The sequence below is a fragment of the Gemmiger formicilis genome, assembly GCF_900167555.1.
In the GTDB taxonomy this organism is placed as follows: Bacteria; Bacillota; Clostridia; order Oscillospirales; family Ruminococcaceae; genus Gemmiger; species Gemmiger formicilis.
Window position 1 is genome coordinate 85312 of sequence record NZ_FUYF01000011.1, and the last position, 22521, is coordinate 107832.

The following is a 22521-nucleotide window of genomic DNA, read 5'->3' on the forward strand; positions in this document are numbered from 1 at the left end:
CTGTAGTTGGCCGGGAGGCGGCGGAGGGGTCAAGACCCCTCCCTACGATGCAAAAGATAAAGGGGCGGCAATGGCAAGGCCGCGGGCCGGGCATGCCCGGCCCCTACGGGGACTGTTTCCGGCCACTTGACGCCATGTGGTATACTGGGTATATCACTGTCAAGAGGTACACTATGCCAAAACAAACGCTCCAACAAAAAATCCGCCGCGCGCTGGGCCGGTTCACCGCCAAACGGATCGCTATGATCCTGCTGGGCGCAGCCATCCTGTCGTTCGGCATCCATAATATCCACCAGCGCACCGCCATCACCGAGGGCGGCGTCATCGGCTTGGTGCTGCTCATCAACCATTGGCTCGGCGTGCCCGCGTCGGTGGCGTCACCCCTGCTCGACGCGGCCAGCTACGCGCTGGCGTTCAAATTTCTCGGGTGGGACTTTTTGCTCTCGGCAGGGGTGGCCAGCGTGAGCCTGGCCGGGTTCTATAGAATCTGGGAATGCCTGCCCCCGATGCTGCCCGACCTGACGCCCTGGCCGCTGGCGGCGGCACTGCTGGGCGGCGTGTTCGTCGGCGTCGGCGTGGGGCTCATCGTGCGGCAGGGTGGGTCCAGCGGCGGCGACGACGCCCTCGCCCTTGTCATCCATAAGCTGACCGGGTGGCGGCTCTCCCGCGCCTACCTGTTCACCGATCTGACCGTCCTGTTCGCGTCGCTGTCCTACATCCCGTTCCGGCGCATCGCGTTTTCCCTTGTTACGGTCACGGTGTCGTCGCTGCTCATCGATTTTATTAAGGAATGGCAGCCGAAAACAAATGTGTAAAAACGCGCGGAACGCTTGTACATAGCGAAAAATTGCGGTATAATAGGCTGTGTATTTTTGCAATGACACCCACGGAGGTCTGCGATATGAAACTTTCCCGCAAGCTCGCGGCACTGGCGATGGCCGTGCTGCTGGCAGTCAGTCTGACGGCCTGCTCCCCGAAGCAGGTCGCCCAGGATATGGTCGTGCATCTGGTCCACAAGCTGGGCCTGGTCGAGGAATCCGACGAGGATGACACCGACACCACCACAAAGGCGCCCGCCGGCGGCAGCGTGGAGTTCCCTGCCGAGATGGACACCACCGCGGCCCGCGTTGTGACCTACCCGGTAGAGGACACGCTGTATGTCTCTTTTAACGGCATTGCCAACCGCTCCACCGAGTATTTCGTGGCGGGCGGCGACAGCATGACCGTGACCGGCTACGCCACCACCGAGGCCAGCAACGAGAAATATATGTACTTCAAGATCGCGTTCTGGGAGCTGTCTGACGACAAGACGATGACCAGCTACGTGCCGGACTCGACGATCTACTACTGCGCCGACGGTGCCGATTACCAGTACAACGTGACCGGCCTGACTGCGGGCAAGCAGTACAAAATCACGATCAGCTATGACAACGGCAACAAGTATTATGTCACCGGCGGCCTGAAGGTCGAGGGTCTGGGCAGCACCGAGCTGAACACCTACGGCGACGATACGACGACCGGCTGATAACGGCAGCAATGCCGCCCGTGCCGCTTGCGGCAGGGCGGCTTTTTGGTTTGTATTGCAGGGACCGCACAACACAGAGAGGAATTGGAACATGGATAAAAAACAGCTGCGCAACACGCTGATGCTTATGGCCTGCGCATTCATCTGGGGCACGGCCTTTGTGGCGCAGAGCGTCGGCAGCGATTATATGGGCCCGTACACGTTTCTGGCCAGCCGCAGCTGGCTGGCCTGTGCGTTTCTGCTGGGCCTGATGGCCGTGCTGCGCAAGATGGGCAAAACGAACCCCGCCGCGGAGCCGGGCTTCTGGCAGAACAAAAAAGTGCTGCTGCGCGGCGGTATTTTCTGCGGTGTGGCGCTGTTTGCGGCGTCCGCAGCGCAGCAGATGGGCATTGGCACGACCAGCACGGCCAAGGCGGGCTTTATGACGGCGCTCTACGTTGTGCTGGTGCCGGTGGCGGGGGTTTTTCTGGGCAGCCGCCCCGGCGTCAAGCTGTGGGGCTGTGTCGCGGCCAGCGTCGTGGGGCTGTATCTGCTCTGTCTGGCCGGGCGCGACACGCTGAGCCTGACCGGCGGCGAGTGGCAGCTTTTGGTCTGCGCGATCCTGTTCACGGCGCAGATCATGCTGGTCAACCATTTCAGCCCGCAGCTCGACGGCATCCAGCTGAGCTTTGTGCAGTTCTTTGTGGTCTCGGTTTTGTCCACGATCTTCGCGTTTGTCTTTGAGGCCCCGTCGCCCGACCAGTTCCGCGCCGCGGCGGTCTCGATTGCCTATTGCGGCATCATGTCCAGCGGCGTGGCCTACACGCTGCAGATCGTCGGCCAGAAGGAGCTGGACCCGACGATTGCCAGTCTGGCGATGTGTCTCGAGAGTGTGTTCAGCGCCCTGGCCGGTTGGCTGATCCTGGGCGAGACGCTCTCTGCCACCGAGCTGTGCGGCTGCGCGCTGATGTTCGGCGCGATTGTGGTGAGTCAGCTGCCGGAGAAAAAGAGAGGCTGACCCGGGAACGGCAGCCTCCCGGGAACTCGCTTTCTTTTGGCAGCAAAAGAAAGCTTGGCAAAGAAAACTGCCGCTGTTTCGACGCAGCGGACCCGCGACTTAGGGGCTGCACGCCCCTAAGAACCCCAAAGCGGAGGTCGGAAGGGGCGGGGGCTAAACGAAAGCAGTATTACTTTTCGTTCTTAACGCCCCCGCCCCTTCCTCCACCTTAAACTCGGGAGTTCCCCCGAACCCCCGCAGGGATGAACGGCAGCTCTGTAGGGGCGGCATATATGCCGCCCGCAACCTACCGCGGCAACCCGTCAACGGGAAAGGGGGGGCGGGCTGCTGCCCTCCCTCGCCCCTCTCGTTCGCAACCCATTCACAGCAGTCCGTAGGGGCCGGGCATGCCCGGCCCGCCACCTTGCCATTACCGCCCATGTGTCTTTTGCATCGTAGGGAGGGGTCTTGACCCCTCCGCGGGGCGTCGGGGACGCCGCCCCCCACAACATTCACCGCAACCCTTCCTTAACAACCATCCTACCCCCACCGCAAGGAGCCACCCATGCAAGATCTGCGCAAAATCTTCCGTTATGCCCGCCCGTACCGGCGCGATCTGTTCGCGGCGGTGGGGCTGATCTTTATTGAATGTATCTTTGAAATGGTCATCCCCGTCCTGATGTCCACCCTCGTGGATGACGGCGTGCCCGCCCATAATATGGCCGTCATCTTCCGGCAGGGCGGGCTGATGATTTTGTGCGCGGTGCTCGCGCTCATCACGGGGCTGCTGTATGCGCGGTTCGCGGCGCGGTTCGCAAACGGGTTCGCGGCGGAGCTGCGCATGGCGGAGTATGCCGCCGTGCAGAAATTCGACTTCGCCAACCTCGACCACTTCTCCGATGCGTCCCTCGTCACCCGCATGACCACCGACGTCACGGTCATGCTCAACGCCGTCAACGCCGGTCTGCGTCCGCTGGTGCGCAGCCCGGTCATGCTCTGCATGGGGCTGGCGATGGCCTGCGTGCTCAGCCCGCGGCTGACGATTGTATTCCTCGTCACAACGCCGATCCTGGCCGCCGTCCTCGCCTGGATCGTCACAAAGGTCGGCCCGCTCTATGGCCGCCAGCAGAGCGCCGTGGATCACCTGAATGGCCGCATCCAAGAGTCCCTGACCGCCATCCGCGCCATCAAGGCGTTCGTCCGCGGCGACTACGAGAACGCCCAGTTCGACACCGTCAACACGGAATTAAGCGATGCTTCGACGGAAACCTTCCGCTATGCTGTCCTCAACCTGCCAGCGTTCCAGACCGTCATGTATACGGCCATCGTCTGCATCCTTTGGTTCGGCGGCAAGTATATCCTCGTCGGCACGATGTCCGTCGGCCAGCTGACGGCGTTTTTGAGCTATGTTTTGCAGGTGCTCAACTCGGTCATGATGTTCTCCGGCGTCTTTCTGCAGATGTCCCGCTCGCTGGCCAGCGCCCGCCGCATCCGTGAGGTCCTGACCGAGACGCCCGACCTTGCGAATGCCGCCGCGCCGGTGGACACCATCCCCGACGGCCAAATCGACTTTGACCACGTCAGCTTCAAATACAACGCCAAAGCGGAGAAAAATGCCCTCTCCGACATCACGCTCCACATTCCGGCAGGTGCGACGGTGGGCATCATCGGCGGCACGGGCGCGGCCAAAACGACGCTCGTCCAGCTCATTCCGCGCCTGTACGACGCCACCGAGGGCACGGTCCGGGTCGGCGGGCGCGACGTCCGCGGCTACGACGTGAACGCCCTGCGGGACGCCGTCGGCATCGTGCTGCAAAAGAACCTGCTGTTCTCCGGCACGATCCGCGACAACCTGAAATGGGGCGATCCCGACGCGACGGACGACGACCTCTGGGCCGCCTGCCGCGCCGCCCGTGCGGACGAATTTTTGTCCCGGATGCCCGACGGCCTTGACACCGACCTGGGCCAGGGCGGGTGCAACGTCTCGGGCGGGCAGAAGCAGCGCCTCTGCATCGCGCGGACGCTGCTCAAGCACCCGAAGGTGCTGATTTTCGACGACTCCACCAGCGCCGTGGACACGGCGACAGAGTCGGGCATCCGCCATGCGCTGGCCGGACTGGGCAGCGTGACCAAGCTCATCATTGCCCAGCGCATCACGTCGGTGCAGAGTGCCGACCTCATCGTCATTCTGGACGACGGGCGGCTGCATGCCGTGGGCACGCATGACGAGCTGCTGGCAAAAGATACGATCTATCAGGAAATTTACCATTCCCAGATGAAAGGGGGCGACGCAGATGGCGAAGCCATTCGGCGGTAAGCGCCCGCAGGACCTGCGGCACACGCTGCGCCGCTTCATGGACTATCTGGGCCGCCACAAAATCATGCTCGGCGTCGTCGGCCTGCTGGCGGCGGTCAGTGCGCTGGCCGCGCTGCTGGGCACCTACATGATCCGCCCCATCGTCAACGGCGTGCTGGAAAACGGCAGCGCCGCCTATCTGGCCGGCGTTGTGGCGCTGACCGCGGGCATCTACATCGTCGGCGCACTGTCTACCTTGGGCTACACCCAGCTCATGGTCCGTGCCGCGCAGAAGATTTTGCAGGACATCCGCCGCGACCTGTTCGCACATCTGCAGACGCTGCCGCTGCACTACTTTGACACGAACCGCAAGGGCGATCTGATGAGCCTGTTCACGAACGACGTGGACACGATCTCGGACGCGCTGAACAACAGCTTTGCGGTGGTCATCCAGACCTTTATTCAGGTCGCAGGCACGCTGCTTTTGCTGTTCGTCCTCAACTGGCGGCTCTCGCTGCTGGTGGTCGTTGGCTATATTGCCATGTTCTGGTATATCAACTACTCGACACAGCGCAGCCGCGCCTTTTATGCGCGCCAGCAGGCCAGCCTCGGTGAGCTGGACGCCTACATGGAGGAGATGATCGCCGGGCAGAAGGTCGTCAAGGTGTTCAACCACCAGCAGGCCGACATGGCCGCCTTTGCCGCCCGCAACGAAAAGCTGCGCGAGGCAGGCACCGGCGCGCAGAGCTACGCCGCCACGATGATTCCCGCCGTCGTCAGCATCGGCTACCTGAACTACGCGGTCATTGCGGTGGTCGGCGGCCTCATGGTCATGTGGGGCTGGTCCGACCTCGGCAGCCTGGCCAGCTATCTGGTCTTTGTGCGCCAGACGACGCTGCCCATCAACCAGCTGACCCAGCAGGGCAACTTCCTGCTGGCGGCGCTGGCGGGTGCGGAGCGTATCTTCACGGTCATGGAGGAAAAGCCGGAGATCGACGAGGGCACGGTGGAGCTGGTCAGCGTGCGGGAAAACAGCGACGGTACGCTGACCGAGTGCGCCGGGAACACGGGCCGCTGGGCCTGGTGTGACCGCCGCCGTCCCGACGTCCCGCTCGAGCCGCTGCACGGCGACGTGCGGTTCCACGACGTCAGCTTTGGCTATACGCCGGACCGGATGATTCTGCAGAACCTCTCGCTCTACGCCAAGCCGGGGCAAAAAATTGCCTTTGTCGGCTCCACGGGCGCGGGCAAGACCACGATTACCAACCTCATCAACCGCTTTTATGAGGTGTCGGGCGGGTCCATCACCTACGACGGCATGGATGTGCGGCTCATCAAGAAAAACGACCTGCGCCGCTCGCTGGGCGTCGTCTTGCAGGACACCCACCTGTTCACCGGCACGGTGGCGGACAACATCCGCTTCGGCAAGCTGGACGCGACGCAGGCGGAAATTGAAAAGGCGGCCAAAATTGCGAACGCCGACTCCTTCATCCGCCGCCTGCCGCAGGGCTACAACACGATGGTGACGAGCGACGGCGCAAACCTGAGCCAGGGACAGCGCCAGCTGCTGGCCATCGCCCGCGCCGCCGTCGCCGACCCGCCGGTGCTGATTCTGGACGAGGCCACGTCGAGCATCGACACCCGCACCGAGGCGCTGATCCAGAAGGGCATGGACGGCCTGATGGAGGGCCGCACGGTGTTTGTCATCGCGCACCGGCTTTCCACGGTGCGCAACGCGGACGCCATCATCGTGCTGGAGCATGGCCATATCATCGAGCGCGGCACCCACGACGAGCTGCTGGCCAAAAAGGGCGAGTATTACCAGCTGTATCACGGGATGTTTGAGCTGGCGTAAAGATTCATGCCTCCCTCTGCGAGGGAGGTGCCCCGAAGGGGCGGAGGGAGAGAACCTTGCAATAGCCCGAAATGCTTCGGATTGCCGCAAGGTTCTCTCCCCCACCGCCTGCGGGCGGAGCCCTTCGGGCCCGGGCCCCTCTGTCGCTTCGCGACATCTCCCCACACCGTGGGGAGTCACCCTCGCAGAGGGGGCCAAGAGAAAAACCTCCCCCGGAGAGATCCGTGGGAGGGTAAACCTTGCGAGAGGAGCATTTACAAATGGAAAAGATCAGGAAAAATTTCGGCTTCGGCTGTATGCGCCTGCCCATGATCGGCGAGGACGTCGATATGGAGCAGACGAAACAGATGGTGGACTGCTTTTTGGAGCAGGGCTTCAATTATTTTGACACGGCCCACGGCTACCTTCAGGGCAAGAGCGAGCTGGCCCTGAAGGAGTGCCTGACCAGCCGTTACCCGCGGGAGGACTATGTCCTGACCAACAAGCTGAGCGGGTCCTATTTTAAAAAGGAAGAGGACATCCGCCCGTTCTTTGAGAGCCAGCTTGCAGCCTGCGGCGTGGACTACTTTGACTTTTATTTAATGCATTCCCAGAGCACGACAAACTACCAGCACTACAGGGACTGCCGCGCCTATGAGACGGCCTTCGCCCTCAAGGCCGAGGGCAAGGTCCGCCATGTGGGCATCTCGTTCCATGACCGCGCCGCCGTGCTGGAGCAGATTCTGACCGACTATCCGGCCATCGAGGTCGTGCAGATCCAGTTCAATTATCTGGACTATGACGACGTGGCCGTCCAGAGCCGCAAGTGCTATGAGGTCTGCCGCAGGCATGGCAAGCCCGTGCTGGTCATGGAGCCGGTCAAGGGCGGCAGCCTTGTCAACCTGCCCGACGACGCAAAAGCCGTGCTGGACGCCCTGCACGGCGGCAGCCCCGCCAGCTATGCCATCCGGTTTGCCGCGGGCTTCCCCGGTATGCTGATGGTGCTGTCCGGCATGAGCAGCATGGAGCAGATGCAGGACAACCTGAGCTACATGAAGGACTTTACGCCGCTGAACGATGCCGAGCGTACCGCCGTTTCCAAGGTGGTGGAGATCTTCCGCAAGCAGGATCTGATCCCCTGCACGTCCTGCCGCTACTGCACCGACGGCTGCCCGAAGCATATCTCCATCCCCGACCTGTTCGCCATCATGAACGCGAAGCACACCCACCACGACTGGAACGCGGACTACTACTATGAGGATGTCCACACCGGGCCCGGCTCCCGCGCCTCGGACTGCATCCGCTGCGGCCAGTGCGAGCGCGTCTGCCCCCAGCACCTGCCCATCAGGCAGCTGCTGCAGGATGTGGCGAAGGAGTTTGAGAAGGGGTAAAACAACATATCAGAAACAACGCCGTCTTCATTCGGAATTCTCCCGAATGAAGGCGGCGTTTGTTAATATGGCAAATGTATGTTGCACAACAGTATCATAAGACTGCAACATATAAACAAAAAAGGTCACTTGCAATCGCAAGTGACCTTGGTGCGCCGGAAGGGACTCGAACCCCCGACCTTCTGATTCGTAGTCAGACACTCTATCCAGCTGAGCTACCGGCGCATATTCTCTTGGCGTTCTCGCCGGAGAACGTGTTTTATTATAGCGCCCGCCGCCCGGAAAGTCAAGCGTTTTTTTCAAAAAACTCAAAAAATTCTGCAAATGGGCATCTTTCACGAAAATCAGCAGCCTGCGGGGCGGGTTTTCAGCTCTTTGCCGTTGTCTGAAAACGAACATCGAATTGACAAATACTTTGCAACATTTTATAATATAGAGTAGATTTCGGATTACGAACGATGGCGTTTGCAATCGCAGCCGCCATCGGCTTTTTTATTCTCCAGTCTGTCCGCCTGTTGCGCACAAGCGTGTACGCACGGTACAGAGCGTTAAACGAATAAACCGAAATCGACCCCAATTTGTATTCCATTAAGAAACGGAGTGGCACAAAACCATGGCGAAGTACATCGTCAAGCGCGTGGCAATGGGCATTTTCAGCGTGTTCATCGTCGCGACCCTTACCTTTTTCATCATGAACCTGGTCCCCGGCGGCCCGTTCGTGGCGGAAAAGTCCATCAGCAAAGCAGCCCAGCAGGCCCTGGCCGAAAAATACGGCCTCGATAAGCCCCTCGGCGTGCAGTACCTTAATTATATGAACAGCCTGATCCATGGCGATATGGGCCTGAGCCTGAAACAGCGAGGCCGTACCGTCAACCAGATCATCTTCTCCAAGCTGCCGGTCTCGGCCCGTACCGCCGGTCTGGCTGTGGTCGTCGCGCTCTGCGTCGGCATTCCGCTGGGCTGTCTGTCCGCGTATAACCGAGGGAAGTGGGCCGATAATCTGATCATCGTGTTTGCCACCTGCGGCATCGCCATCCCGAGCTTTATCTCAAGCGTCGTGCTTTTGTACACCTTCGGCATGAACCTGAAGCTCCTGCCCACCGTCGGCCTGAATGAACCGGCGGCCTACATCATGCCCGTGACGGCGCTGGCGATTTATCCCACCGCCTACATCACCCGCCTGATGCGCTCCAGCCTGCTGGACGTCATGGGTCAGGACTACATGCGCACCGCCCGCGCCAAGGGTGTTTCCAGTGTGAAGATCCTCTTCAAGCACGCGCTGCGCAACGCGATCCTGCCTGTCATCACTTATGTCGGCCCCATGCTGGCAGGCCTGATGACCGGCTCCTTCGTCGTGGAGAAGATCTTCTCCATCCCGGGTCTGGGCCGCGACTTCGTGTCCGCCATCACGAACCGTGACTACATGATGATCATGGGCACCACAATCCTGCTGGCGACCCTCGTCATCGTTGCGAACGTCGTTGTTGACATCCTGTATAAGATCATCGACCCGCGCATCAAGCTGAAGTAAGGAGGAGCAGACACATGGAAAATCTGAAAAAGAATCCGTTGAGCCTGCAACTCAACGTTGAGGACTTTGCCCCCGCGTCCAACGACGAGAAGAAAAGCCTTGTCGTCATGCGCGAGAGCGTCAACTTCTGGAAGGACGGCATGCGCCGTCTGCGCAAAAACAAGATCGCCATGGTCAGCCTGGTCGTCATCCTGCTGATCGCCTTCATGGCCTATGTTCTGCCCAGCCTCTGGCCCTACAGCTATGAGCAGCAGATCAAGGGCAGCAACAACCTGGCCCCGTTTGAGTATTCTGCCGCGGAGCAGAAGCTCATCGACCAGGGCGAGAGCGTATTCCCCCACATTCTGGGCACCGACCGTATGGGTCGTGACTTTGCCGTGCGTGTCATGATGGGCACCCGCGTCTCCCTGTCCGTCGGCCTGCTGGCCTCTGTGCTGGTCCTGCTCATCGGCGCGACCTACGGCGCCATCTCCGCATTTGCGGGCGGCTGGATCGATAACATCATGATGCGTATTACCGATATTCTCTACACCATCCCCGACATCCTGCTCATCATCCTGCTGGCCATGGCCATCAAGGAACCGCTGGAGAGCCTGGCCACCAAGCCCGGCTTCGGCTGGATGCAGAAGCTCGGCCCCAACATGGTGTCCATCTTCATCATCTTCGCCCTGCTGTACTGGGTCGGCATGGCGCGTATCGTCCGCTCCCAGGTCCTGACGCTGAAGGAGAGCGAGTACGTCACCGCTGCCCGCGCGCTGGGTGCCTCCGGCGGGCGCATCATCAAGAAGCACCTGCTGACCAACTGCATGGGCACCCTGATCGTCACCACCACCCTGCAGATCCCGTCCTCCATCTTCACCGAGAGCTACCTGAGCTTCCTCGGCCTCGGCGTTGCAGCCCCCATGCCGTCCCTCGGCTCGCTGGCGACTGACGCCGTCAAGGGCATGAACACCTACCCGGTGCTGCTGATCGCCCCCGCGCTGATGATCAGCATCATGATCTTGGTTTTCAACCTGTTCGGCGACGGTCTGCGCGATGCGTTTGACCCGAAGCTCAAGAGCTAAAGAGGGAAGGAGGAGCAACATGAGCGAAAAAATTCTTGAAATCAAGGACGAACGCCTGTCCTTCTTCACCCCCGCGGGCGAGGTCAAGGCGCTGAACGGCGTGTCCTTCAGCATGAACCAGGGCGACGTGCTGGGCATCGTCGGCGAGTCCGGCTCCGGCAAGTCTGTCACGGCCTACTCCATCATGGGCCTGACTGCCTACCCCGGACGTCTGGTCGGCGGCACGGTGTGGTTCAACGGCCACCAGATCGACAAAATGACCGAGAAGGAGTTCCGCAAAATTCGCGGCAACGAGGTCTCCATCATCTTCCAGGACCCCATGACGAGCCTGAACCCGGTGTACACCATCGGCAACCAGATCGTCGAGGTCATCCTGCTGCACACCAAAAAGACCAAGCAGGAAGCCTGGGCCCGCGCTAGGGAGCTGCTGGAGCTGGTCGGCATCAACGAGCCGGACCGCCGCCTGAAGCAGTACCCGCATGAGCTGTCCGGTGGTATGCGCCAGCGCGTCATGATCGCCATTGCGCTGGCCTGTGAGCCGAAGCTGCTGATCGCCGACGAGCCGACCACCGCGCTGGACGTGACGATCCAGGCACAGATCCTGGAGCTGATGAACGACCTGCGCCACAAGCTGGGCATGTCCATCATTATGATCACCCATGACCTGGGCGTTGTGGCCCAGATGTGCGAGAAGATCGCCGTCATGTACGCCGGTCACATCGTCGAGTACGGCACGACGGACGAAATTTTCTACAACCCCCAGCATGAGTACACGAAGGGCCTGATCAACTCCATCCCGAAGCTGAACGCCGAGGAGAAGGAGCGTCTGGTGCCCATCGAGGGTCAGCCCGTTGACCTGCTGAACCCGCCCGCAGGCTGCCCGTTTGCGCCGCGCTGCAAGAGCTGCATGAAGGTCTGCCTGAACAAGATGCCGCCCAGAACCGAATTGAGCGACACCCACTACACCTATTGCTGGCTGCGCCAGAAGGAAGAATTTGAGAAGGGGGGCAAAGCCTGATGAGCGAGAATCTCGTTGAAGTAAAGCATCTGCAGCAGTATTTCCCCGCCGGCGGCATGGGCAAGAACAAGCAGTACGTTCAGGCCGTGGACGACGTGAGCTTTGCCATCCGCAAGGGCGAGACGCTGGGCCTGGTCGGTGAGTCCGGCTGCGGCAAGACCACGACGGGCCGCACCCTGCTGCGCCTGTATGAGCCTACCGACGGCACCATCATCTACGACGGCAAGGTCCTGTTTGACAAAAAGGAAAAGATCGCCGTTGATATGCTGCCCTACCGCCGCCGTATGCAGATCGTGTTCCAGGACCCCTACGCGAGCCTGGACCCCCGCATGACCATCGGCGACATCGTCGGCGAGGGCATCGACATCCACCACCTGTGCGCCAACGCCAAGGAGCGCCATGACAAGATCATCTCCCTGCTCGAGCGCGTCGGCCTGAACAGTGAGCACGCCAACCGCTACCCGCACGAGTTCTCCGGCGGTCAGCGCCAGCGCGTCGGCATCGCCCGCGCCCTGGCTGTGGACCCCGAGTTCATCGTCTGCGACGAGCCGGTCTCCGCGCTGGACGTTTCGATCCAGGCGCAGGTCGTCAACATGTTTGAGGACCTGCAGCAGGAGATGGGGCTGACCTACCTGTTCATCGCCCACGACCTGAGCGTTGTCAAGCACATTTCCAACCGCATCGGCGTTATGTATCTGGGCAAGATGGTGGAGCTGGCCGACAGCTTTGAGCTGATCGCCCACAGTGTCCACCCCTACACCCGCAGCCTGATCTCGGCCATTCCCGTGGCGGACCCCGTCACGGCCCGCCAGAGCCACCGTATCGTGCTGCAGGGCGATGTGCCCAGCCCGCTGAATCCGCCGAGCGGCTGCCGCTTCCGCACCCGCTGCCCCTACGCCGACGAGCGCTGCGCCGCCGAGGTGCCGGAGTTCAAGGAAGTGAGCAGCGGCCACTGGGCAGCGTGCCACCATCTGGACAAAGTAAAGTAATGTAGGGGGCGCTGCCGGGCGTGGCGGACGCCGTTTGTCCGCCCCTCGACTCCACCCGACATAAAAACTCATACTTATACAGGGCGGCTCACCGCAGCCGCCTTGTGCTTGACCCTAAAATGTGCGCGTAGGGCGAACATCCATCCGCGGGGCATAGAACTGTACGCGGTAGAAATACAAAGGGACTTTCTATCAAAACAGTTACAAAAGTTACAGACCACTTGAAATTGCGGATTCAGAGTGGTAAAGTATAAATATTCATTCCGTTGGGGGCTTGTCTCCCGGGGGGATTGGGTATAAAGTACATTATATTTGGAGGGTACATTCATGAAGATGAAGAACATTGCTGCCGTGGCTATGGCCGGCTGCATGGCTGCTTCTCTGGCTGCGTGCGGCGGCTCTGCAAGCTCCGCTGCCACCGATGCCAGCAGCGCTGCATCCACTGAGGCTGCGACCAGCGAAGCCACCGAGGCTACCGGCACTTCCGCCAACGGTTTCACCGTCCAGCTCGGTTCCAACCCCGAGACCCTGGACCCCGCGCTGAACAGCGCAATCGACGCTTCCAACACGTTGATCACTGTCTTTGAGCCGCTGCTGCTCATCGATGAGAACAACGAGGTCATCCCCGGCCAGGCAGATCTGCCCGAGGTCTCTGAGGACGGCCTGACCTGGACCTTCACCATGAAGGACGGCCTGAAGTGGAGCGACGGCTCCGACCTGACTGCGAAGGACTTTGAGTACTCCTTCAAGCGTCTGGCCTGCCCCGACACCGCAGCCCCCTACGGCGAGACCGTTGTCGGCATGATCGACGGCTACAAGGATGCCATCGGCAACCCCGATGCAGACGGCAACACCACCACCGATCCCGACTGGGATGCCCTGAACGTCCACGCCAGCGAGGACGGCAAGACCCTGACCATCCAGCTGGCCTATCCCTGCTCCTACTTCGATAAGCTCTGCGCCTTCGCGGCTATGAGCCCCGTGCAGCAGGCCACTGTTGAGGCCAACGGCGATGCCTGGTGCACGCAGCCTGACACCTTCGTCTGCAACGGCCCCTACATGATCACCAATTGGGTCCCCTCCGAGCGTATTGTTCTGTCCAAGAACCCGAACTACGTCGGCGGCTGGGATACCTCCAAGATCGTTTCCGACACCATCACCCTGCTCCTGCTCGAGGACTCCAGCGCTTCTTACGCCGCCTACAACAGCGGTGAGGCACAGCTCATCAAGGATGTCCCCACCGATGAGATCCCCAGCCTGACCAAGGCTGAGGACGGCGGCGACTTCTACGTTGACACCATCCTGGGCACCTACTACATCTCCCTGAACGACCAGAAGGAGCCGTTCACCGACCCCAATGTCCGCAAGGCTCTGTCTCTGGCCATTGACCGTGACTACGTTGCCAACACCATCATGCAGGGCACCTACACCCCCGCTTACAACCTGGTCGGCCCCGGCATCGTCGATGAGAGCGGCATGTTCTACGACAACGCCAACGGCGGCAAGACCTACATCAGCGACGACTACGACGCCAACCTCGAGGAGGCCAAGCAGCTGCTGGCCGATGCCGGTTACCCGAACGGCGAGGGCTTCCCCACCATCGAGTACAGCACCAACGACGCCGGTTACCACACCCCCGTTGCTGAGTACGTCCAGCAGGCCTGGGGCGAGCTGGGCATCACCGTCAACATCAACAAGGTCGAGTGGGCCAGCTTCACCCCGATGCGCCGCGCCGGCGACTACGACGTCAGCCGTAACGGCTGGGTCATGGACTACAACGATCCTTCCAACATGATCGAGCTGTTCACCACCACCAACGGCAACAACGATGGTAAGTACAGCAACCCCGAGTTCGATGCCGCCGTCGAAGCCTCCAAGGTCGCCGATAAGAGCGTCCACTTCCAGAAGCTGCACGAGGCCGAGGACATCCTGATGGCCGACGCCGCCTGCATCCCCGTTGCGTATTACAACGACTTCTGGCTGCAGAGCCCCTCTCTGAAGGGCACCTGGCACAGCCCCTACGGCTACTGGTACCTGCAGTACGGTTATGTTGAGGAGTAATCCCTTATAACTGAATAAGCGCAAGGCACGACCTGTAAAAAGGCCGTGCCTTTTTTGGTTGTGCGGCTTCCCCCTTGGGGGAAGCTGTCAGCGGCCCCGCCCGCTGACTGATGAGGGGAAACCTTGCCGCCGCTGCGCGTAAGCGGGCAGCGGCGGCAGACTCGGCCCTCATCCGGCCCCGCGGGGGAAGGCCAATTTGTTACAAAACGGTAACATATCGTTGCCGAACTTGCAATCCTGTGTTGCGCGTACTATAATATTCGATGTTCGCCTGTCGCGGACAGGAAACGAGTGTAAGAAAGATCCATCAGGAGGATACAAGCAACATGAAGAACAAGAGAATCATCGCCGCGGCGATGGCTACCGGTATGGCAGTTTCTCTGGCTGCCTGCGGCGGTTCCGCAAGCACGACCGACACCACCGGTACTGCCGATGCTGCCACCACCGAGGCTGCTGACGCCGCCACCGGCGAGGGCACCGGCTTCACCGTCCAGCTCGGCCCCAACCCCGAGACCCTGGACCCGGCCCTGAACGCTGCCGTCGACGGCGGCAACACCCTCATCACCATCGAGGAGCCCCTGCTCATCATCGACGAGAACAACGAAATCCAGCCCGGTCAGGCCGAGAGCTACGAAGTCAGCGATGACGGCTTGGTCTGGACCTTCCATCTGCGCGACGGCCTGAAGTGGAGCGACGGTTCCGACCTGACTGCGAAGGACTTTGAGTACTCCTTCAAGCGTCTGGCCTGCCCCGACACCGCCGCCCCCTACGCCGAGACGGTTGTCGGCATGATCGACGGCTATCAGGATGCCATCGGCAACCCCGATGCGGACGGCAACACCACCACCGATCCCGACTGGGACGCTCTGAACGTCGTTGCCAGCGAGGACGGTAAGGACCTGACCATCACCCTGAGCTATCCCTGCTCCTACTTTGACAAGCTGGCCGCTTTTGTCGCCACTTCACCCGTGCAGCAGGCCACTGTGGAGGCCAACGGCGACGCCTGGTGCACCGAGCCCGACACCTACGTCTGCAACGGCCCCTACATGATCACCGATTGGATCCCCTCCGAGCGTATTGTTCTGTCCAAGAACCCGAACTACGTCGGCGGCTGGGATTCCTCCAAGATCGTTTCCGACACCATCACCCTGCTTCTGCTCGAGGATTCCAGCGCTGCCTACGCCGCCTACAACAGCGGTGAGGCACAGCTCGTCAAGGACGTCCCCACCGATGAGATCCCCAGCCTGACCAGGGCCGAGGACGGCGGCGACTTCTATCTCGATGAGATCATGGGCACCTACTACATCTCCCTGAACGATCAGAAGGAGCCGTTCACCGACCCCAATGTCCGCAAGGCTCTGTCTCTGGCCATTGACCGCGACTACGTTGCCAACACCATCATGCAGGGCATCTACACCCCCGCCACTGCGCTGGTTGGCCCCGGCATCGTGGACAACGAGGGCTACTTCAAGGACAATGCCAACGGCGGCAAGCCCTACATCAGCGACGACTACGAGGCCAACCTCGAGGAGGCCAAGCAGCTGATGACCGAGGCCGGCTACCCGGACGGCGAGGGCTTCCCGGTTGTTGAGTACAGCGCCAACGACGCCGGCTACCACATCCCCGTTGCTGAGTACGTCCAGCAGGCCTGGGGCGAGCTGGGCATCACCGTCAACATCAACAAGGTCGAGTGGGCCAGCTTCCTGCCGATGCGCCGCGCCGGTGACTATGACATCAGCCGCAACGGCTGGTCCATGGACTACAACGACCCCTCCAACATGCTGGAGCTGTTCACCACCAACAACGGCAACAACGACGGCAAGTACGCCAACCCCGCGTTTGACAAGCTCATCGAGGAGTCCCGCGTTGCCGACAAGGCTACCCACTTTGAGAAGCTGCACGAGGCCGAGGACATGCTGATGGCCGACGCCGCCTGCATCCCCGTTGCGTATTACAACGACTTCTGGCTGCAGAGCCCCTCTCTGAAGGGCACCTGGCACAGCCCCTACGGCTACTGGTACCTGCAGTACGGTTATATTGAGGAGTAATTTCCTTTATAAATGAAAAGGCACGTCCTACGTTGGACGTGCCTTTTTCTGTGTCTGGCTTCCCCCTTGGGGGAAGGCTTGGGACTCACGCCCCCAGCGTTGCCGCCATGACCGCCTTGATCGTGTGCATGCGGTTCTCGGCCTCCTGGAACACGATGGACTGCGGGCCGTTAAAGACCTCGTCGGTCACTTCCATGGCGTCGCGGTCAAACTTTTCGCCCATCTCCCTGCCGACGGCGGTCTTGTGGTCGTGGTAGGCGGGCAGGCAGTGCATGAACACGGCAGTGCCCTTGGCCTTCGCCATCAGCTCGGCGTTGACCTGATAGGGGGACAGGGCGTTGATGCGCTCCTCCCAGACCTCGACAGGCTCACCCATGCTGACCCAGACGTCGGTGTAGACGACATCCGCACCGGCCACGGCGTCGGTGTCCTCGCTCAGCGTGATGCTGCCGCCGCTGACGCGGGCGAACTCTTTGCACTTTTCCACCAGCGCGGGGTCCGGCCAGTAGGCTTTGGGGGCACAGGCCACAAAATGCAGGCCCATCTTGGCGCAGCCGATCATCAGGCTGTTGCCCATGTTGTAGCGGGCGTCGCCCATGTAGGCGAATTTCAGCCCCTGCAGCTTGCCGAAATGCTCACGCAGCGTCAAAAAATCGGCCAGGATCTGGGTGGGATGGTACTCGTTCGTCAGGCCGTTCCAGACGGGCACGCTGGCGTATTTGGCCAGCTCCTCAACGATGGCCTGGCCGTAGCCGCGGTACTCGATGCCCTCAAACATGCCGGACAGCACCTGCGCGGTGTCGGCGATGGACTCTTTCTTGCCGATCTGGCTGCTTGTGGGGTCCAGGTAGGTCGTGCCCATGCCAAGGTCGTGCGCGGCGACCTCGAACGAGCAGCGGGTGCGGGTGGATGTTTTCTCAAAGATCAGCGCCACATTCTTGCCGCGCAGCGTGTCGTGCGGAATGCCCGCCCTTTTCTTGGCCTTCAGCTCGGCTGCCAGATCCAGCAGATAACCGATTTCCGCGGGGGTAAAGTCCAACAGCGTCAAAAAATCATGCCCTATGAGGTCCATAGTAAAGCTCCTTTTTAAATATACGGTTTATTTGTATAAATATACATACATTATAGCACGTTTGGGGATGATATGCAAGTGCGGGTTTTTGTGGTATAATTAAAAAAACAGGGGCTTGCCGCGAGTGTCCATTTGCCGTTGAACGGCTTTGTAGGGGCCGGGCATGCCCGGCCCGGAGGTGCAGGGCGGGCGGTAGTCCATGGAAAAGCCGCGGGCCGGACATGTCCGGCCCCTACAGGCCGGAAATCCCCGGCCGGGCATCTATGGCGGGCTTTGCCCTCATCCGGCCCTGCGGGGCCACCTTCCCCCGACGGGGAAGGCAAGGGCGGAAAGGAGGTCCCCATGCCAAAAATCTACTTCCATGTGGACGTCAACTCGGCGTTTTTGTCCTGGTCGGCGCTCAAGGCGCTGCAAGGCGGCAGCACTGTCGATCTGCGTACGATCCCTGCCGTCGTCGGCGGGGATGAGGCCAAGCGCCACGGCGTTGTGCTGGCAAAAAGCACCCCGGCGAAAAAATTCGGCATCCAGACGGGGGAGAGCCTCTTTGCCGCCCGCGTCAAGTGCCCGGGGCTGACCGTCGTGCCGCCGGACTTTGATTTTTATGTAAAAAACAGCAAGGCATTGATTCAAATTTTGAACGATTACACCCCGGATGTTGAACAATACAGCATCGACGAGGCGTTTCTCGACATGACCGGCACCGAGGCACTGTTCGGCCCGCCGCTGACCGCCGCGCACACGATCCGCCGCCGCGTGCGCCGGGAGCTGGGCTTCACGGTCAACGTCGGCATTGCGCCCAACCGCCTGCTGGCCAAGATGGCCTCCGACTTTGAAAAGCCCGACAGGGTGCATACCTTATATAAATACGAGGTCGAGACCAAGATGTGGCCGCTGCCGGTGGGCGACCTGTTCGGCGTCGGCCCCAGCGCGGCCAAGCGCCTGAACAGCTGCGGCATCTACACCATAGGGGATTTGGCCCGGCTTGAGCGGGACACGGCGGTCAAGCTGTTCGGCAGCCGCGGCGATACGCTGTGGAACTACGCCAATGGCCGCGAGGCCGACCCCGTGACCAAGCAGCGCACCCGCGACAACAGCTACGGCAACAGCGTAACGATGCCCAGGGACCTGGCCCGCCCCGCGGACGCCGACGCCACGATGCTGGCACTCTGCGATTCCGTCGGGCGGCGTCTGCGCGCCGACGGCAAGACGGCCCGTGTCGTCACGGTACAGCTGGTGGACAACGCCTTCCGCCGCACGAGCCACCAGACGACGCTGCCCAACCCGACGAACTCCACGGACCGCCTCTACCATGTGGCAATCGAGCTGATGCGCCAGATGTGGCCGCAGCGCCCCGTGCGGCTGGTGGGTGTCAGCGCCGAAAAGACCGGCGAGGACAACTTTGAGCAGATGGACCTTTTCACCGATGCCGCCCGCATCGACAAGCAGGAGAAGCTGGACCGCGCCGCCGATGCCCTGCGCCGTAAATTCGGCGGCGCGGCGGTGACACGGGCGACGCTGCTAAGCCCCGATACCCGCAAGCCCGAGGCGTTGAGCACCGCCAAAGAGCGGGATAAAAAATGACCCATGGAGACGGTGGCTGCCTCTCATGGGTCATTTGTACTTTGTATGAGCATGGCTTCCCCCGAGGGGGAAGCTGTCAGCGGCCCCGACCGCTGACTGATGAGGGGCTGCCTTGCCGTTGCCGTCCGCTATCGGGGCGCCACGGTACACACGCCCCTCATCCGGCCCTGCGGGGCCACCTTCCCCCAAAGGGGAAGGCGAGTAGAACCCTCAATTCGCCATAAACTCCCAATACGCCCCGTCCATCTCCACGATGGCAACGCCGTCCTCGGTCACCCAGTAGGAATACCCGGTACCAAAGTTCGAGCACCCGTCCGTCTCCGGGAAGGCGTCCCGGTCAACGCTTGTCTCAATGACCCCGTCAGCCCCGCGGTCCGGGGGGCAGTCCACTGCGCTGCCCGTATCAAAATACAGCACGCCGTCGATCTGTACACACTGCGCCAAGCCCAGAGCGATGCCGGAAGCGGCGCTGTCCTTTTCGACAGCAGCTCCCTCGTCGGCGTCCGCGGCCTGGGGCGCGGCGGCATCCAACATCGGCATGTCCGGCGCGGGGGCGGTCTCGGCAGCGGCCTCCGGGACGTCGGCGGCCATGGCGGCTTCACTGGCTATGCTGCTCTTGCGCAGTGCGCCGCTCCGCCACACGGCTGCGCCGCCCAAAACTATACAGGCGCACGCGGCCACAGACACGACCTGCCGCCAGTGCAGATGCACCACCCGGCGGCGTTTTTTCACCGGGGCGTCGGCGGCCAGGATCAGGTCGTCGTCCACATGGCCGATGGCCTCAAATAATTCGCGTTCTGTCACAGTGCAGCACCCCTTTCCTGTAAGTAGGCGGCCAGCTTGCCGCGCGTGCGGTGCAGCGTCACCCGCACCTTGCTCTCGGTCAGGCCGTACCGCGCGGCAATGTCCGCCGTCGCGTCGCAGTACCAGTACCGACGCAAAAATATGCTGCGCGTTTCCTCCGGCAGCGTGCGCAGAAACGCGCTGATGAGCCGCCCGGTCTCGGCAGCGTCAAAGCTGTCCTCCACGCTGCCCGGCGCGGCGACGCATTCGGCCAGCTCGTCCAGCGGCGCACAGGTCTGCCCGCTGCCGCGCTTCTGCGCCGCCGCCCGGTCAAAGCGGTCCAGCGCGAGATTCCGCGTGATGCGCCCCAGATACGGAGCCAGCCGCGCAGGCCGGTTGGTGGGCATGCTGTTCCAAGCGGCCAGCCAGGTGTCGTTCTCGCATTCCTCGGCGTCGTGGGCGCTGTGCAGAATGTTGTCAGCGATCTTGCGGCAGTACGCGCCGAATTTCGCCGCCGTCTCGGCCAGCGCCTGCTCGTCCCGCGCCCAGTACAGGGCCACGATTGCGGCGTCCTCCATGGTTTCAGCCTCCTTTATTATATAAGGTAGGGATTTTTTTGCGGATGTTACAGAAAAAGTCTGCCGACGGGGCAGACTTCATGCAGGGGTGAACATTGCTCGCCCGGTATAGCTCACAACATGTGCTTCTTGTGCAGCACCCACGCCGCAAACACACAGAGCGCCAGCGTCAGGCCCAGCACAATGGCGAACCCGGCGGTGGTGTTGGCAAAGGGCATGCCGTCGGACTGCACGTTCATGCCGTACAGACCGCTGATGACGGTGGGCACGGCCATCAGCAGGGTGATGCTGGTCAGGTACTTCATGGCGTTGTTCAGGCGGTTGTCCAGAATCGAGCTGAACAGCTCCCGCGTGCCCTTTATATCGTCGCGGTAGATGCTGGTCATCTCGATGGCCTGACGGATCTCAACGATGACGTCGTCGAGCAGCTCGCGGTCATCGGGGTACTGCTCCAGCCGCTTATAGCGGGTCAGGCGGTCCAGCACCGTAGCGTTGGCGCGCAGACTCGTGGCAAAGTAGACCAGCGTCGATTCCAGGCCGTGCAGCTCCATCAGGTCGCTGTCCTTCAGCTCGCCGGCCAGATTTTTCTCAATGGCCTGGCGGCGGCGGTCGATCAGGCGCAGCTCCTGCTGGTACATCGTGGCCGCGCGGTAGAGCAGCTGGTAGACGAACCGCATTTTCTTGCGGGTCGAGAACCCTTTGACCCGGCAGGCGGCAAAATCCCCGATAACGGCGGTATCGGTGGAGCAGACCGTGACGATCAGCTCCTGCGTCAGCAGAATGCCCAGGGGGATAGTCGTATAGATGCCCTCGCCGGCACCGTCTACCTTGACGGGGATGTCCACGATGATGACCGTATAGCCGTCCTCCAGGCTGATACGCGCCGATTCCTCGGGGTCCGTCGCGGCCACGATGTCCGCGGGCTCGATGTCCAGCGTTGCCGCTACCCGGCGGACCTCATCGTCGGTGGGGTTGGTCAGGCAGATCCAGGCCCCCTCGTTCATATCGTCAACGCGCGTCAGATGCTTATCCTGTGTGCGGTAAATCTTCATCATGGCTATTCCACCTAATATACTATTATAATAGTAGTATACGGCTTTTGCAGAGGATACGCAAGGAGATTTTACTGCGTATGCGGCAATAAACGCAGCAATGTCCCGTCACCTCTCCGACTGCCCACTCCACCAGCACCCGCTCACCCCTCCACCACTCCGTAGGGGCCGGGCATGCCCGGCCCGCGCGCTTTTCCATAACCACCCTCTAATCTTCCGCATCGTAGGGAGGGGTCTTGACCTCTCCGCCTGCCCGTTCCCGGCCGGCACCCGCTCACCCTTCCGCCACCCCGTAGGGGCCGGGCATGCCCGGCCCGCAACCTTCCCATCGCCTGCCGTCAATCTTCCACCACCCACCACCCCCCCCATAATTTGTGCCCACCAACCGCCATCACCCCAATATACACCTTGCCCAAACTTCACCCTCAAACTTTGTCGAAAAAATCAAAAAAACTTGCAAAAACCTGTTGACAAAGGTCATACTACTTGCTATAATAATCAAGCTGTCTCGCGAGCCCAGCCCGCGGCGGCAGCCGCTGGAGCCTTTACCTACAGCTTGTACGCCGTTTTTTGAAGAAAACTTCTTCAAAAAACTTTCAGAAAACCTCTTGACAAACGAGAGAATCTGATATATAATATACAAGCTGTCACGGAAACGCGACAGCGCAGCAGGACCTTGAAAATTGAACAAAACTGAAACTTGTGGAACCTTGATCGTGGGT

General features: G+C 61.2%; 18 protein-coding genes and 1 tRNA gene. 13 read left to right on the top strand and 6 right to left on the bottom strand.

Annotated elements, in window-relative coordinates:
- Positions 1-173 precede the first annotated feature (173 nt).
- The 6 genes from B5D32_RS09930 (at position 174) to B5D32_RS09955 (ending at position 8022) form a co-directional block, all read left to right on the top strand.
- The gene (locus B5D32_RS09930; protein WP_078784897.1) at positions 174-815 is read left to right on the top strand and encodes a YitT family protein; all 642 of its coding nucleotides are present in this window, start codon (positions 174-176) and stop codon (positions 813-815) included.
- Positions 816-901: 86 nt separating this feature from the next.
- Positions 902-1525: a hypothetical protein gene (locus B5D32_RS09935; RefSeq protein WP_078784898.1), complete on the top strand. Its 624-nt coding sequence runs from the start codon at positions 902-904 to the stop codon at positions 1523-1525.
- A 91-nt stretch (positions 1526-1616) separates the two neighbouring features.
- Positions 1617-2522, top strand: a complete 906-nt coding sequence (locus tag B5D32_RS09940; RefSeq protein WP_078784899.1) for a DMT family transporter — start codon at positions 1617-1619, stop codon at positions 2520-2522.
- Positions 2523-3066: 544 nt separating this feature from the next.
- Positions 3067-4818, top strand: coding sequence for an ABC transporter ATP-binding protein (locus tag B5D32_RS09945; RefSeq protein ID WP_078784900.1), 1752 nt, complete (start codon positions 3067-3069; stop codon positions 4816-4818).
- The gene (locus tag B5D32_RS09950; protein WP_078784901.1) at positions 4796-6652 is read left to right on the top strand and encodes an ABC transporter ATP-binding protein; all 1857 of its coding nucleotides are present in this window, start codon (positions 4796-4798) and stop codon (positions 6650-6652) included. Before B5D32_RS09945 ends, B5D32_RS09950 begins: the two co-directional genes overlap by 23 nt.
- Before the next feature lie 260 nt (positions 6653-6912).
- Positions 6913-8022 (top strand): aldo/keto reductase, encoded by a 1110-nt coding sequence (locus B5D32_RS09955; RefSeq protein WP_078784902.1) that lies wholly within the window; start codon positions 6913-6915, stop codon positions 8020-8022.
- A gap of 148 nt (positions 8023-8170) precedes the next feature.
- Here the strand turns inward: B5D32_RS09955 and B5D32_RS09960 are convergent.
- Positions 8171-8247: transfer RNA gene (locus tag B5D32_RS09960), tRNA-Arg, on the bottom strand.
- A 388-nt stretch (positions 8248-8635) separates the two neighbouring features.
- Here B5D32_RS09960 and B5D32_RS09965 point away from each other — a divergent pair.
- The 6 genes from B5D32_RS09965 (at position 8636) to B5D32_RS09990 (ending at position 16733) form a co-directional block, all read left to right on the top strand.
- Positions 8636-9553 (top strand): ABC transporter permease, encoded by a 918-nt coding sequence (locus B5D32_RS09965; protein ID WP_078784903.1) that lies wholly within the window; start codon positions 8636-8638, stop codon positions 9551-9553.
- A 14-nt stretch (positions 9554-9567) separates the two neighbouring features.
- Positions 9568-10617, top strand: a complete 1050-nt coding sequence (locus B5D32_RS09970) for an ABC transporter permease (protein ID WP_078784904.1) — start codon at positions 9568-9570, stop codon at positions 10615-10617.
- Positions 10618-10636: 19 nt separating this feature from the next.
- Entirely contained in the window at positions 10637-11635 is a 999-nt protein-coding gene (locus B5D32_RS09975) for an ABC transporter ATP-binding protein (protein WP_078784905.1), read from the top strand.
- Entirely contained in the window at positions 11635-12624 is a 990-nt protein-coding gene (locus tag B5D32_RS09980) for an ABC transporter ATP-binding protein (protein ID WP_078784906.1), read from the top strand. The genes B5D32_RS09975 and B5D32_RS09980 overlap by 1 nt, the downstream gene beginning before the upstream one ends.
- A gap of 327 nt (positions 12625-12951) precedes the next feature.
- Positions 12952-14685 (top strand): peptide ABC transporter substrate-binding protein, encoded by a 1734-nt coding sequence (locus B5D32_RS09985; RefSeq protein WP_078784907.1) that lies wholly within the window; start codon positions 12952-12954, stop codon positions 14683-14685.
- A 326-nt stretch (positions 14686-15011) separates the two neighbouring features.
- Positions 15012-16733 (top strand): peptide ABC transporter substrate-binding protein, encoded by a 1722-nt coding sequence (locus tag B5D32_RS09990; RefSeq protein ID WP_078784908.1) that lies wholly within the window; start codon positions 15012-15014, stop codon positions 16731-16733.
- Between the two features lie 85 nt (positions 16734-16818).
- On the opposite strand, the gene argF is transcribed toward B5D32_RS09990, so the two are convergent.
- Positions 16819-17805: an ornithine carbamoyltransferase gene (argF, locus tag B5D32_RS09995; RefSeq protein ID WP_078784909.1), complete on the bottom strand. Its 987-nt coding sequence runs from the start codon at positions 17803-17805 to the stop codon at positions 16819-16821.
- Positions 17806-18147: 342 nt separating this feature from the next.
- Here argF and B5D32_RS10000 point away from each other — a divergent pair, with 342 nt between their 5' ends.
- The gene (locus B5D32_RS10000; protein WP_078784910.1) at positions 18148-19386 is read left to right on the top strand and encodes a DNA polymerase Y family protein; all 1239 of its coding nucleotides are present in this window, start codon (positions 18148-18150) and stop codon (positions 19384-19386) included.
- 210 nt (positions 19387-19596) lie between these two features.
- Here the strand turns inward: B5D32_RS10000 and B5D32_RS10005 are convergent, their stop codons facing one another.
- The 4 genes from B5D32_RS10005 to B5D32_RS15440 form a co-directional block, all read right to left on the bottom strand.
- The gene (locus B5D32_RS10005; RefSeq protein WP_078784911.1) at positions 19597-20190 is read right to left on the bottom strand and encodes a hypothetical protein; all 594 of its coding nucleotides are present in this window, start codon (positions 20188-20190) and stop codon (positions 19597-19599) included.
- Positions 20187-20747 carry an RNA polymerase sigma factor gene (locus tag B5D32_RS10010; protein WP_078784912.1) on the bottom strand — a complete coding sequence of 187 codons (561 nt, stop codon included), beginning with the start codon at positions 20745-20747 and terminating at the stop codon, positions 20187-20189. Before B5D32_RS10010 ends, B5D32_RS10005 begins: the two co-directional genes overlap by 4 nt.
- Before the next feature lie 113 nt (positions 20748-20860).
- A complete protein-coding gene (locus B5D32_RS10015) occupies positions 20861-21802 on the bottom strand; it encodes a magnesium transporter CorA family protein (RefSeq protein WP_078784913.1) in 942 nt (313 codons plus the stop codon).
- A 388-nt stretch (positions 21803-22190) separates the two neighbouring features.
- Positions 22191-22521, bottom strand: a 331-nt coding sequence (locus B5D32_RS15440; protein ID WP_207651131.1) for a hypothetical protein, incomplete at its 5' end; no start/stop codon positions are given.